This window comes from Geodermatophilus sp. SYSU D00703 (assembly GCF_054050155.1).
Genome location: NZ_JBJGYU010000009.1, coordinates 97,848 through 111,241 on the forward strand (window position 1 = coordinate 97,848; position 13,394 = coordinate 111,241).

The 13,394-nt window shown below is 75.4% G+C and carries 13 protein-coding genes; 9 read left to right on the forward strand and 4 right to left on the reverse strand.

The window, feature by feature from the left end:
• Positions 1–39 precede the first annotated feature (39 nt).
• Both ACI782_RS11700 and npdG read left to right on the forward strand, forming a co-directional pair.
• Entirely contained in the window at positions 40–222 is a 183-nt protein-coding gene (locus ACI782_RS11700; RefSeq protein WP_456909278.1) for a hypothetical protein, read from the forward strand.
• A 169-nt stretch (positions 223–391) separates the two neighbouring features.
• Positions 392–1,087 carry an NADPH-dependent F420 reductase gene (npdG, locus tag ACI782_RS11705; protein ID WP_456909280.1) on the forward strand — a complete coding sequence of 232 codons (696 nt, stop codon included), beginning with the start codon at positions 392–394 and terminating at the stop codon, positions 1,085–1,087.
• A gap of 89 nt (positions 1,088–1,176) precedes the next feature.
• On the opposite strand, the gene panB is transcribed toward npdG, so the two are convergent.
• The 4 genes from panB to ACI782_RS11725 form a co-directional block, all read right to left on the reverse strand.
• On the reverse strand, positions 1,177–2,007 hold the full coding sequence (gene panB / locus ACI782_RS11710) for a 3-methyl-2-oxobutanoate hydroxymethyltransferase (protein ID WP_456909282.1): 831 nt from the start codon (positions 2,005–2,007) through the stop codon (positions 1,177–1,179).
• Positions 2,004–3,842 (reverse strand): NAD+ synthase, encoded by a 1,839-nt coding sequence (locus ACI782_RS11715; protein ID WP_456909283.1) that lies wholly within the window; start codon positions 3,840–3,842, stop codon positions 2,004–2,006. The genes panB and ACI782_RS11715 overlap by 4 nt, the downstream gene beginning before the upstream one ends.
• A gap of 48 nt (positions 3,843–3,890) precedes the next feature.
• The gene (locus ACI782_RS11720; protein ID WP_456909285.1) at positions 3,891–4,724 is read right to left on the reverse strand and encodes a slipin family protein; all 834 of its coding nucleotides are present in this window, start codon (positions 4,722–4,724) and stop codon (positions 3,891–3,893) included.
• Between the two features lie 212 nt (positions 4,725–4,936).
• Positions 4,937–5,470: a DinB family protein gene (locus ACI782_RS11725; protein ID WP_456909287.1), complete on the reverse strand. Its 534-nt coding sequence runs from the start codon at positions 5,468–5,470 to the stop codon at positions 4,937–4,939.
• Between the two features lie 179 nt (positions 5,471–5,649).
• Here ACI782_RS11725 and ACI782_RS11730 point away from each other — a divergent pair, with 179 nt between their 5' ends.
• The 7 genes from ACI782_RS11730 to ACI782_RS11760 all read left to right on the forward strand — a co-directional run bounded on the left by ACI782_RS11730 (position 5,650) and on the right by ACI782_RS11760 (position 13,310).
• Positions 5,650–8,376, forward strand: a complete 2,727-nt coding sequence (locus tag ACI782_RS11730) for an AAA family ATPase (protein WP_456909289.1) — start codon at positions 5,650–5,652, stop codon at positions 8,374–8,376.
• Positions 8,377–8,385: 9 nt separating this feature from the next.
• Positions 8,386–8,778, forward strand: a complete 393-nt coding sequence (locus ACI782_RS11735; RefSeq protein ID WP_456909291.1) for a DUF488 domain-containing protein — start codon at positions 8,386–8,388, stop codon at positions 8,776–8,778.
• Positions 8,779–8,789: 11 nt separating this feature from the next.
• Positions 8,790–9,485, forward strand: coding sequence for a helix-turn-helix transcriptional regulator (locus tag ACI782_RS11740; RefSeq protein ID WP_456909293.1), 696 nt, complete (start codon positions 8,790–8,792; stop codon positions 9,483–9,485).
• A 49-nt stretch (positions 9,486–9,534) separates the two neighbouring features.
• Complete coding sequence (locus ACI782_RS11745) at positions 9,535–9,981, forward strand: hypothetical protein (protein WP_456909295.1); 447 nt, start codon at positions 9,535–9,537, stop codon at positions 9,979–9,981.
• On the forward strand, positions 9,978–10,601 hold the full coding sequence (gene folE, locus ACI782_RS11750; protein WP_456909297.1) for a GTP cyclohydrolase I FolE: 624 nt from the start codon (positions 9,978–9,980) through the stop codon (positions 10,599–10,601). The genes ACI782_RS11745 and folE overlap by 4 nt, the downstream gene beginning before the upstream one ends.
• A 23-nt stretch (positions 10,602–10,624) precedes the next feature.
• Positions 10,625–11,857, forward strand: coding sequence for an NAD(P)/FAD-dependent oxidoreductase (locus tag ACI782_RS11755; RefSeq protein ID WP_456909299.1), 1,233 nt, complete (start codon positions 10,625–10,627; stop codon positions 11,855–11,857).
• Positions 11,858–11,969: 112 nt separating this feature from the next.
• The gene (locus ACI782_RS11760; protein ID WP_456909301.1) at positions 11,970–13,310 is read left to right on the forward strand and encodes a glutamine synthetase family protein; all 1,341 of its coding nucleotides are present in this window, start codon (positions 11,970–11,972) and stop codon (positions 13,308–13,310) included.
• Positions 13,311–13,394: the final 84 nt, after the last annotated feature.

Genomic DNA, 13,394 nt, shown 5'->3' on the forward strand with positions numbered 1-13,394 from the left:
AGGGTGAGGTGCCCAGCCTGCGATCGCGAGGAGGCGCACATGCCGCAGGGGCCGTGGTTCTACTGCCTCAAGCACCACACCGTCGAGGACCGGGACGGCTGTGCCGAGCGGCACCGGCTCGGTCCCTACGCCACCCGTGAGGAGGCCGAGCACGCGCTGCAGTCGGTGGCCGAGCGGGAGGAGAAGCTGACCGCCGAGGACCGCGCCTGGGAAGGGGACTGAAGGAGGACCCCTGCTCCCCACCGCTCCCGAGCTCGCGGCGGGGCGCTGCAGGGGGCCGCCGTCCTCCTCACCCTCGCCAGCGGGGCGAGGCTCGGGACGGGGCCGCCTCCCCCGCCCGGCATGATCGGCCAGGGACGCCGGGCGGTCCGGCGGCGCGGGAGGAGGCCACGTGACGGACGGACGCTCGGTGGAGGACCTGGTCGTCGGGGTGATCGGCGGCACCGGTCCGCAGGGCCGGGGGCTCGCGGTGCGGCTGGCCGCGGCCGGCCAGCGGGTGCTGCTGGGCTCGCGGGACGCCGAGCGAGCCGCCGCCGTGGCGGAGGAGGTCGCCCGCCGTGCCGCGGCCGCCGCCGGGGGCGTCGAGGTGTCGGTGCAGGGCGGGTCGAACGTCGACGTCGCCGGCGCCGCGGACCTGGTGGTCGTCGCCGTGCCGTTCGCCGGGCACGCCGACACCCTCGCCGAGCTGGCCACGCCGCTGGCGGGGAAGGTCGTCGTCGACTGCGTCGTCCCGATGGCGTTCGACGAGCTGGGGGCCTACGTCCTGGACGTGCCCGAGGGGTCGGTCGCCCAGCAGGCGGCCGCGCTGCTGCCCGACGCGCAGGTGGTGGGCGCGTTCCACCACCTGTCCGCCGTCCTGCTCGAGGACCTGTCCCGGCCCGTCCTCGACGGAGACGTCATGGTCGTCGGCGACGTGCGCGAGGCGACCGACACCGTGCAGGCGCTGGCCGGCCGGCTGCCCGGCATGCGCGGGGTCTACGCCGGCCGGCTGCGCAACGCCCGCCAGGTCGAGGCGCTGACCATCAACCTCGTCTCGGTCAACCGCCGGTACAAGGCGCACGCCGGCATCCGCGTCACCGACGTGTGAGGAAGGACCCCGCTGCCCCCACCGCTCGCAGGCTCGCGGCGGGACCCTGCAGCGGGGCCGATGGCCGCGGTCGATCGTCCGGAGGACGATCAGTCGAAGGAGTGCTCCGGGCCGGGGAAGGCCCCGGTGTGGACGTCGTCGGCGTACTCGCGGGCCGCGCGCAGCAGCTCGGCCCGCAGGTCGGCGTACTTCTTGACGAACCGCGGCACACGTCCCCCGGTCATCCCGGCCATGTCCGGCCAGACCAGCACCTGGGCGTCGCAGTCGATCCCGGCCCCGATGCCGATCGTCGGGATGGCCAGCTCCTTGGTCACCTGCGCGGCCAGCGCCGCCGGGACCATCTCCAGGACCACGGCGAAAGCGCCGGCCTCCTGGACGGCGTGCGCGTCGGCCAGCAGCTGCTCGGCACCGGCGCCGCGGCCCTGCACCCGGAAGCCACCGAGCGCGTGCTCGCTCTGCGGCGTGAAGCCGACGTGCGCCATCACCGGGATGCCGGCCTCGGTCAGCGCCCGCACCTGCGGCGCGACTCGCGTCCCGCCCTCGAGCTTCACCGCCTGCGCGCCGCCCTCCTTCATCATCCGGACGGCGGTGGCCAGCGCCTGCTGCGGGCCGGCCTCGTAGCTGCCGAACGGCAGGTCGGCGACGACCAGGGCGCGTCGCGTCGACCGCGTGACCGCCTTCGTCATCAGCAGGATGTCGTCGACGGTGACCGGGACCGTGCTGTCCAGGCCGAGGACGACGTTCCCGCCGGAGTCGCCCACCAGGAGCACCGGGATGCCGGCCTCCTCGAACACCGACGCGCTCACCGTGTCGTAGGCGGTGAGCATCGCCCACCGCTCGCCGCGCTCCTTCGCCTGCTGCAGGTGGTGCACGCGCACCCGGGCGGTCGAGGTCCCGCCGTAGAGCACCGATTCCGTCATGAGTGTGATGCCGCTCCCTCGCGGACGCTGGGCAGGCTCTCCCGCCAGCGGTTGGTGATCGGCAGACGCCGATCCCGGCCGAACGCCTTCAGGCTGATCTTCGTTCCCGGTGCCGACTGCCGGCGCTTGAACTCGGCGGCGTCCACGAGGCGGAGCACCCGCGCCACCACCTCCGGGTCGTGGCCGCGCTCGAGCAGCTGCGCCATCCCGAGGTCGCGGTCGACGTAGTCGGCGACGACCGCGTCGAGCTCCTCGTACGACGGCAGCGAGTCGGTGTCCACCTGCCCCGGCGCCAGCTCGGCCGACGGCGGCTTGTCGATCGAGTTCTGCGGGATGGGCTCGGTCTCCCCGCGGCCGCGGGCGTAGGTGTTGCGCCAGCGCGCCAGCTCCCACACGAGGGTCTTGGGCACGTCCTTGATCGGGGCGAAGCCGCCGGCCGAGTCGCCGTAGAGCGTCGAGTAGCCGACCGCGATCTCGCTCTTGTTCCCCGTGGTGAGCAGCAGGTGGCCGTGCTGGTTGGACAGCCCCATGAGCAGCGTGCCGCGCACCCGCGCCTGGAGGTTCTCGGCCGCGACGCCGGAGAGGTCCACCTGCGCGTGGTAGGCGTCGACCATCGGCGCGATCGGGACGACGGTGTAGTGCAGCCCCGTCCGCTTGGCGAGGTCCTCGGCGTCGGCCAGCGAGTGCTCGCTGGAGTACTTCGAGGGCAGGCCCACGCCGTACACCCGGTCGGGGCCGAGGGCGTCGACGGCGAGCGCGGCGCACACCGCCGAGTCGATGCCGCCGGAGAGGCCGAGCACCACCGAGGGCATGCCGTTCTTGTCGATGAAGTCGCGCAGCCCCAGCACCAGGGCCCGCCAGACCTCCTCGCAGTCCTCCAGCGGTCGCACGATCGAGGCGGTGCGCGCCTCGAACGCCGGCACCGACTCCTCGGAGACCACGTGCCGGGTGACCGTCATCGGCCCGATCCGGCCCTCGCGCCGCTCGGGGACCGACGACGGGTCGATGGTCAGGTCGGCGGTGAGCAGGTGCTCGACGAACTGCGGCGCCCGGCCCAGCAACTCGCCGTCCGGCGCGACGACCATCGAGTCGCCGTCGAAGACCAGCTCGTCCTGGCCGCCGACCTGGTTGCAGTAGACGACGCTCGCGCGCGCCTCGGCGGCGCGGCGGCGGACCAGCGGCAGCCGCAGGTCGTCCTTGGCCCGCTCGTAGGGCGAGGCGTTGGGGGAGACGACCAGGTCCACGCCGGCCTGGCCGGCGACGCCGCACGGGCCGCCCTCGACCCAGAGGTCCTCGCAGACGGTCAGCGCCACGTCGACCCCGTGCAGGCGGACGACGGGCAGCTCGGTGCCGGGCACGAAGTAGCGCGCCTCGTCGAAGACGCCGTAGTTGGGCAGGTGCCGCTTGTAGTAGCGGACCACGACCTCGCCGCCGTACAGCAGCGCGGCGGCGTTGCGCGGGGCGCCGCGGCGCGGGTTGGCGTCGGCCGGGCGGTCGTCGTCGGTGGGCGGCTCGTCGACCGGTGCCGGGCCGCTGCCCTCGGTGTGCGCGAGGTAGCCGACGACGACGGCGGTCCCGCCCAGGCCCTGGTCGGCCAGCGACGCGGCCAGGTCGACGAGGGCGTGCTCGCTGGCGGCGGCGAACGACTCGCGGAGCACGAGGTCCTCGGGCGGGTACCCGGTGAGGGTCATCTCCGGGAAGACGACGAGGTGCGCGCCGGCCTCGGCGGCCTGCGCCGTCCAGCGGGCCACCAGTTCCGCGTTGCCGGGGAGGTCCCCGACGCGGGTGTCGACCTGGGCCAGGGCCACGCGCAGCTGTACCTGCTGTCCAGTCACCCGGTCAGTCTGGTCGCCGACCCGGCACACCGGCCACGCGGGGCAGGGTCAGTTCGGCTCGGGTACGGCAGGGGGCGACGGCCGCGGGGCCGGGACGCCGTTGACGGCGCCGGGCGCGGGGCCCTCCGGAGTGGTGCGCTCGAGGAAGCGCAGCAGCTCGACGGGGAACGGCAGCACGACCGTCGAGTTCTTCTCCGCCGCCACCTCGACCATCGTCTGGAGCAGCCGCAGCTGGAGCGCGGCGGGCTGGGTGCTCATCACCTGCGCCGCCTGGGCCAGCTTCTCCGAGGCCTGCAGCTCGCCCTCGGCGGTGATCACGCGGGACCGCCGCTCGCGCTCGGCCTCGGCCTGCCGGGCGATCGACCGCTTCATCGTCTCCGGCAGCGCGACGTCCTTGATGTCGACCCGGTCGATGTGGATGCCCCAGTCCACGGCGGGGCTGTCCATCATCAGTTCCAGGCCCTGGTTGAGCCGCTCGCGGTTGGACAGCAGGTCGTCGAGGTCGCTCTTGCCGATGATCGAGCGCAGCGACGCCTGGGCGACCTGGCCGATCGCCGCCTGGTAGTTCTGCACGTCGATCACCACGCGGGCGGGGTCGAAGACGCGCCAGTAGACGACGGCGTCGACCTTGACCGTCACGTTGTCGCGGGTGATGCCCTCCTGCGCGGGCACCGGCATGGTGACGATCTGCATGTTCACCTTGTGCATGCGGTCCACCGCGGGCCGGATGAACGTCAGGCCCGGCGGCCGGGGATCGCCCTGCAGCCGGCCGAAGCGCAGGACCACCCCCCGCTCGAACTGGGTGACGACCCGGACGCTCGCGCCCAGCAGCACGAGCAGTCCGACGACGACGATGGCCAGGAGTGCCAGAACGGCGTCCATCTCGCCCTCCGCCGGCGGCGCCGGGGCCGGACGCGCAGGTCGCGCCCGTGGCCGCGGCGTCCTCGTGACGGCGCCCACATGCTAGATCGCCGACCGGCCCGCGGCGGTCGTGCGGACGCGCGGATCAGTTCCCGTCGCCGCGTGGTCCGTCACGGTCACGGGGGTCGGGCGGGAGATGCGCCGCGGCGCCGCCCGACCGCCGCCGACGGGCGTCACCTGCCGAGCAGGGCCGCCAGCTGGTCGGCGTGGTCGCGCTGGTGTCCGGGGAGGAACGCCACCAGGTCGCCGAGGGTCACCGGCCCGTCCACCTCGTGGACGCCCGCGCGGTCGAGATCGGCGGGGCCGAGGCCGGCGACGCTGTCGAACAGCGCCGCCTGCGCCCGCCGCAGCTGCTCGAGCAGCTGGAGCGGGGGCACGTCGCGGTAGCCGGCCACCCGCTCGGGCTCGTCGGGGACGAAGTCGGCCAGCAACGGCTCGGACTGCGTGCGCAGGCGGTAGATGCGCTCGGTGAACACCAGGGCGCTGTCGCGCAGGTGACCGGCCACCTCCCGCGGTGTCCAGTCGAGCTCGGAGGAGTACGAGGGGAAGTGCCCCAGGCGGACCAGCCGCTCGCGGTCGTCGGGGGAGAGCCGCGCCCGCCAGCCCTCGCCGGTGACCGCGCGGGCCAAGAGGAGGTCGACGCGCGCCTGCTGGCGCGCGAGGCTGTCGGCTGCCGCGGCCGCCCGGCCCGGTACGAGGGTGGTCATGCCGCACCCTGGCCCGGCGGCCCGCCGCTGACCAGGGCCCTTCTCCCCGGGCCGGATGTGGTCCTCGTCTCACCTGATCAGGGGTCGGACGGTCGGCACGGTGCGACCCCGACCGGGCGGCGTCCTCACCGGGCCGTGATCCCGTGAGCGACCTGGGGCGGCCGATCTAGGCTCGGCCGGTGCTGCAGGGGAGGGAGCGGGAGCAGGCCGCGGTGGCCGCCCTGCTGGCCGACGCGGCTGCCGGACGCGGCGGCGCCCTGGTCCTGCGGGGGCAGCCCGGCGTCGGCAAGTCGGCGCTGCTGGCGGATGCGGCCGACACCGAGGACCGCACCGTGCTGCGGACCCAGGGCATCGAGTCGGAGTCGCCCCTGGCCTTCGCCGCGCTCCAGCGGCTGCTCCGGCCGGTGGCCGCGTGCACCGACCGGCTGCCCGCTCCCCAGGCGCAGGCCCTCCGGGCCGCATTCGGCGAGGTCACCGGGGGAGAGGCCGACCGGTTCCTGGTCTTCCTCGCCGTCCTCGGCGTGCTGGCCGAGGCCGGTGAGCAGGCTCCGGTGCTGGCCGTCGTCGACGACGCCCACTGGCTGGACGACGCGTCGGCGGCGGCGCTGCTCTTCGCGGCGCGGCGGCTGCAGAACGAGCGGGTCGCCCTGCTGTTCGCCGCCCGTACCGGCGACGTCCGCACCTTCGACAGCGGCGACCTGCCGACCCTCGAGCTCGGCGGCATCGACGCCGAGGCGGCGGGCGCGCTGCTCAGCGAGCGGGCTGGGGTGCCCGTGCCCCCCGAGGTCCGGGACGCGCTGCTGGGCGGCACCGGGGCCAACCCGCTGGCGCTGGTGGAGCTGGCCGAGGCGCTGACCACCGACCAGCTCTCCGGTGCGGCGCCTCTGCCCGAGCGGCTGCCGCTCACCGAGGGCGTGGAGCGGGCCTTCCTCGACCGCTGCCGGCGACTGCCCGCCGAGGCGCAGTCGGTGCTCCTGGTGGCCGCGGCGGACGACTCCGGCCGGGCCGCGGTCATCCGGCAGGCGGCCACCGCCCTGGGAGCGGGCGAGGACGGGCTGGAGACCGCCGAGCGGTCCGGGTTGCTGCGGGTCCGGGACGGCGCGGTCGAGCTGCGCCACCCGCTGGTGCGGTCCGCGGTCTACGGCGCGGCCACGAGCTCCGGTCGCCGGCGGGCGCACCGGGCCCTGGCCGCGGCCCTGACCCGGCCGGACGACGCCGACCGCCGCGCCTGGCACCTCGCCGCCTCCGTCGAGGAGCCGGACGCGGGTGTCGTCGCCGCGCTGGACGCCGCCGCCGAGCGGTCGGTGGCCCGGGCCGGGCACGAGGCCGCCTCGGCCGCGTGGGAGCGGGCCGCCGAGCTCTCGCCGCCGGGGGAGGGCCGCGCCGGACGGCTGTACCGCGCCGCGCTCTCCGCCTGGCGGGCCGCCCGGTCGGTGCGGGCCGCGGGCCTGGTCGACGCGGGGCTCGCCCTCACAGCCGACCCCGGGCTGCGCGCGGACCTGCGCCGCCTGCGCGCGCACCTGGAGTTCCACGCCGCGTCGCCGGACGAGGCGCACCGCATGGTGCTCGACGCGGCCGCCGAGGTGGCGTCCCACGACCGCCGCCAGGCCGGTGACCTCGCCATGCTCGGCGCGGCGCTGGCCGCTTCCGGCGCCCGCTCGGGCAGCACCGTCGACCCCACCGCCCTGCTGCCCGACGCGGGTCCGGACGCACCCGTCCGCGACCGCTGCCTGGTCGCGCTCACCCGCGGGCTGCACGCCGTGCCGCGGCGGGACTGGGCGACGTCCACCCGGTTCCTGCGCGCGGCCGTCGACCTGGCCGACGACCTCGACGACGTCGCCGACGAGGACCTGCTGCTCAACCTGGGCGTCGCCGCGTGGCCGCTCGGGGACGACGAGGTCGCGCTGCGCCTGCAGGACCGCCTGCTGCGCTCCGCCCGCGACATGCGCGCCGTGGTGATGGTCGTGCACGCCCTGACCCGCCGGAGCATCCCGGACCTGGCCACCGGCCGCTGGGCCACGGCGGCCACCGGAGCCGGGGAGGCGCTCCCCCTGGCGCAGAACTGCGGGCAGCCGGTGCTCGCCGCCTGGCCCACCGCGGTCCTCGCCGTCCTGGCGGCGCTGCGCGGCGAGACCGACCGGGCCGTCGCGCAGCTGGCCGCCTTCGAGGCCGTCGCCGCGGAGTGCGCGCTGGGCATCGTCACCGAGATCGTCACCGACCTCGCGCGCTGGACCCGCGGGCTGCTCGACGCGGCCGACCCGGCGGCCGCGCTGCACCCGCTCGAGCAGCTGCGCTCCATCCCCGGCGGGCAGCTGGCCGCGCTCGACCGGATCGAGACGGCCGTGCGCGCCGACCGGACCGCGACCGCGCGCGCGTGGGTCGACGACCTCGGGGCGTACGCCGAGGGGACCGGCGCCGCCTGGGCGGTCGCCCTCGCCGCGCACGGTCGGGCGGTGCTCGCCGACGGCGCGGACGCCGACGAGCAGTTCCGGACGGCGCTCGCCGCGCACGAGAACTCCCTGCGGCGGCCGGCGCAGGCCCGCACCCAGCTCGCCTACGGCCGCTTCCTGCGCCGCAACCGGCGGCGGGTCGACGCCCGTCCGCACCTGCGGGCCGCGCTGGCGACCTTCGAGGACCTGCGGGCGGCGCCGTGGGCCGAGCAGGCCCGCCAGGAGCTGCGCGCGTCGGGGGAGACCGCCCGGCGGCGGAACGGCGGCGTCCCGGCGACCGAGCTCACCGCGCAGGAGGTGCAGGTCACGCGGCTGGTGCGGCAGGGGCTGTCCAACCGCGACGTCGCGGCGCAGCTGTTCGTCAGCCCGCGCACGGTCGACTTCCACCTGCGCAACGTCTTCACCAAGCTGGGTGTGAGCAGCCGGACCGAGCTCGCGGCCCTGCCGCTCGACTGAGGAGGCCCCGTGGGAGTCCGGCTCGCCCGGGTCCACGACCCCGACGCGGTCCGCGGACCGGGGCCGCGCTTCCTCGTCGAGCGGCTGTGGCCGCGGGGGGTCCGCCGCGCCGACCTGCCGCTCGACGGCTGGCTGCGCGAGGTCGCGCCCAGCACGGAGCTCCGCCGCTGGTTCGGCCACGAGCCCGCGCGCTGGGCGGCGTTCCGCCGCCGCTACCTCGCCGAACTGCGGGCCGCCCCGGAGGCGTGCCGGCCGCTGCTCGACGCCGCCCGCACCGGCGACGTCACCCTGCTGTACAGCGCCCGCGACCGCGAGCACAACAGCGCCGTGGTGCTGCGGGAGCACCTGCTCGCCCGGCTCGGGGAGGCCGAGGACTCTTCCACCGATCGAGATCGGTCCTAGAATCCCCGGGCATGGCCGACCACGTCGCCGCGGTCGCCGCGCTGGCCGAGCCCACCCGCCGCCGGCTCTACGAGCACGTCGTCCGGCAGCCGGCTCCGGTGAGCCGGGACGAGGCGGCGGCCGCCGTGGGGGTCCCCCGGGGCACCACGGCCTTCCACCTCGACCGGCTGGTGGCCGACGGGCTGCTCGACGTCCACTTCGAGCGGCGCACCGGCCGCACCGGCCCGGGCGCGGGGCGCCCGGCCAAGCTCTACCGGCGCGCGGACTGCGCGGTCGAGGTCTCCCTGCCCGGACGCCGCTACGACCTCGCCGGGGAACTGCTCGCGGGGGCGCTCGAGGAGGCCGACGCCTCGGGTGAGGCCCCCCGCGAGGTGCTGGGCCGACGGGCCCTGCGACGCGGGCGGGAGCTGGGGGAGGGGGTCGCCACCGACGGTGGGCGGGCCGCCGTCCTGCGCGTCCTGGAGGAGCACGGCTTCGAGCCGCGGGTCGGGGACGACGGCGCGGTGGTGCTGGCCAACTGCCCGTTCCACGCCCTCGCCGCCGCGCACACCGACCTGGTCTGCGGCATGAACCTGCACCTGCTGGCCGGACTCGTCGAGGCGGTCCCGGACGCGGACCTGACCGCACACCTCGCGCCGGAGCCCGGCCTCTGCTGCGTCCGCCTGGAGGCCGCGGCACCGCATCGGCCTCCGTTGACAGGGATGTGACACGGGTCTCTACTTCTAACCATCGTTGGTCTTAGAAGGAGGGTCCGCCATGACGATCCACCTCAACCGGTCTCACACCGCCTCGGCGGTCGACCCGGCCCACCAGGCGTTCGTGCTGCTGCGGACGGTCTTCACCGTCGCACCGATCGCGTTCGGCCTGGACAAGTTCGCCAACCTGCTCACCGACTGGCCCGGTTACCTCGCCCCGTGGATCGACGACCTGGTGCCCGGCACCGCGCAGCAGGCCATGTACGCCGTCGGTGTGGTCGAGATCGTCGCCGGGATCGTGGTCGCCGTGGCGCCGCGGATCGGCGGCTGGCTGGTCGCCGCGTGGCTCGCCGGGATCATCCTGAACCTGCTGACGATCCCCGGGTTCTACGACGTCGCGCTGCGTGACTTCGGTCTGCTCGTCGCGGCGGTGGCCCTCGCTCGCCTGGCGGCGCGGTACGCCCCGGCGCGGACGCGGCAGCCGATCGCCGGCCGGGAGGCGGCGTGACCGCGGCGGAGGTCGTCGGGACCGGCCCGCAGCGGGACACCCCGCTGCGGGTGGTCCACCCGCGCGGGCCGGTCGACCTCCCGGCCGCGCGGGACGCCGTCGCTGCCCTGCTCCGGGCCCTGGGCCGCGACCCGTCGACCCCGCACCTGGCCGACACCCCGCGGCGGGTGGCGGAGTCCCTCGCCGAGCTGCTCACCGGCCGGCCGTTCGAGCTCACCAGCTTCCCCAACGACGAGGGCTACGACGAGCTGGTCATCGCCCGCGACATCCCGCTGCAGTCGCTGTGCGAGCACCACCTGCTGCCGTTCTCCGGGGTCGCGCACATCGGCTACCTGCCGGGGGAACGGATCCTCGGGCTGTCCAAGCTGGCCCGCGTGCTGGAGCTGTTCGCGCGCGACCTGCAGGTGCAGGAGCGGCTGACCCAGCAGGTCGCCGACTGGCTGCAGGAGCACCTGGCCCCCCGCGGCGTCGGTGTGGTCATCGAGGCCGAGCACCTGTGCATGTCGCTGCGCGGCGTCCGCGCGCCGGGCGCCCGCACCGTCACCTCCGCCCTGCACGGCGCGCTGCGCTCCGACGCGCGCTCCCGTGCCGAGTTCTTCGCGCTCACCGGAACCACCTGAACCCCGCCCGGGAGGAGGAACCCGTGCCCCCACAGGACCCGTTCGTGATCGTCGGTGCCGGGCTGGCCGGCGCCAAGGCCGCCGAGACGCTGCGGGAGGAGGGCTTCCACGGGCCGGTCGTGCTGGTCGGCGCCGAGCCCGAGCGCCCGTACGAGCGGCCGCCGCTGTCCAAGCAGTACCTGCTCGGGACCGCCGAGCGCGGGAAGGCCTTCGTCCACGACGAGGGCTGGTACGCCGCCCACGACGTCGACCTGCGCACCGGCGTGCGGGCCACCCGCCTCGACCCCGCCGTGCACCGGCTGACGCTGGACACGGGGGAGGAACTGCCCTACGCCCGCCTGCTGCTGACCACCGGCGCCTCGCCGCGGCCGCTGCGGGTGCCCGGCGCCGACCTCGACGGCGTCCGGTACCTGCGCACCCTCGCCGACGCCGACCGGCTGAAGGCCGACCTGGCCGAGGGCGGACGCCGGGTCGTGGTGGTCGGGGCCGGCTGGATCGGCATGGAGGTGGCCGCGGCGGCGCGCACCCACGGCAACGACGTGGTCGTCGTCGAGCCGCAGCCCACGCCGCTGTTCGGCGTCCTGGGCCGGCGGATGGGCACCCACTTCGCCCGCCTGCACCGCGGCCACGGCGTGGACCTGTTCACCGAGGAGACGGTCCGCGAGCTGCGGGGCGATGGCGGCCGGGTCACCTCGGTCGTCACCGACCGGCACGAGGGGCTGCCCGCCGACCTCGTCCTGGTGGGCATCGGCGTGGCGCCGGAGACCGGCCTGGCCGCCGCGGCCGGGCTCGAGGTGGACGACGGTGTGGTCACCGACGAGCGGCTGCGGACGGCGGCGCCGGACGTGTTCGCCGCCGGCGACGTGGCGCGGTGGTTCGCGCCGTTCTACGAGCGGCACGTGCGGGTGGAGCACTGGGCCAACGCGCTCAACGGGGGCCCGGCGGCCGCCCGGTCCATGCTCGGCGCGGAGGCTCCCTACGACCGGCTGCCCTACTTCTTCACCGACCAGTACGAGCTCGGCATGGAGTACTCCGGCCTGGCCTCGCCCGAGGACGACCTCGTGTGCCGCGGCGATCCGGAGGACGGCGAGTTCACCGCCTTCTGGACCGCGGACGGCCGGGTCACCGCCGCGATGACGGTCAACGTGTGGGACCTCACCGACGACGTCCAGGCGCTGATCCGGTCCCGCCGTCCGGTGGACCCGGCCCGGCTGGCCGACCCCGACGTCCCGCCGGTCGATCTCGCGGCAGGCTGACCGCGCGATCCGGGGACGTCGGAGGGCGGGTCCTCGTGTGTCGGGCACCCCGAGGGGGCAGGCTTGGGGCGACGTCACACCCCGGAAACGACTGGACGCGATCATGGCGAGCATGGACCGGCAGCAGGAGTTCGTCCTGCGCACCCTCGAGGAACGCGACATCCGCTTCGTGCGGCTGTGGTTCACCGACGTCTCCGGCTACCTCAAGGCGGTCGCGGTGGCGCCGGCGGAGATCGAGGCGGCCTTCGCCGAGGGCATCGGCTTCGACGGCTCGGCGATCGAGGGCTTCGCGCGGGTCTACGAGTCCGACATGCTGGCCAAGCCCGACCCCGCGACCTTCCAGGTCATGCCGGCCACCGAGGGGCGGCCCAGCGACACGGCGCGGATGTTCTGCGACCTCACCCTGCCCGACGGCTCCCCGTCGTGGGCCGACCCGCGGCACGTGCTGCGCCGGGCGCTGTCGAAGGCCGCCGACATGGGCTTCACCTTCTACACCCACCCCGAGGTCGAGTTCTTCCTGCTCAAGGACCTGCCGACCGACGGCCGCACGCCCGAGCCGGCCGACACCGGCGGCTACTTCGACCTGTCCACCCACAACGTCGCCCACGACTTCCGCCGCGAGGCGGTCTTCGCGCTGGAGGCGATGGGCATCTCCGTGGAGTTCAGCCACCACGAGGTGTCGCCGGGGCAGCAGGAGATCGACCTGCGCTACGCCGACGCGCTGTCGATGGCCGACAACATCATGACCCTGCGGCACGTCGTCCGGGAGGTCGCGCTGGCCCAGGGGGTGCACGCGACGTTCATGCCCAAGCCGTTCACCGACCTGGCCGGGTCGGCGATGCACACCCACCTGTCGCTGTTCGAGGGCGACCGCAACGCCTTCCACGACCCGTCGGACCCGATGAAGCTGTCGACGACCGGCAAGCAGTTCATCGCCGGCCTGCTCACCCACGCCAAGGAGTTCACCGCCGTCACCAACCAGACGGTCAACTCCTACCGGCGGCTGCTGGCCGGGACCGAGGCCCCGACGGCGGTGACGTGGGGCCGGGCCAACCGCTCCGCGCTGGTGCGGCTGCCCTCCTACAAGCCGAGCAAGGCGCAGTCGGCCCGCGTCGAGGTCCGCTCGCCGGACTCCGCGTGCAACCCCTACCTGACCTTCGCCGTCCTGCTCGCCGCTGGGCTGCGCGGCATCGAGAAGGGCTACGAGCTGCCGCCCGAGGCCGAGGACGACGTCTGGTCGCTGACCGACACCGAGCGCCGGGCCGCCGGCTACGACGACCTCCCGGTGTCCCTCGGCGAGGCGCTCACCGCGATGCAGGGCAGCGAGCTGGTCGCCGAGACCCTCGGCGAGCACGTGTTCGAGTTCTTCCTGCGCAACAAGTGGGAGGAGTTCAACGCCTACCGGCGCAACGTGACGCCGTGGGAGCTGAGCACCTACCTGCCGGGCCTGTAGGAGGGCCTCGTCGCCCCCCGCACCTCGCAGGCTCGGCAGGGGACCGCTGCGACGAGGCCGTTCCATCACGTCACCCCGGAGGCG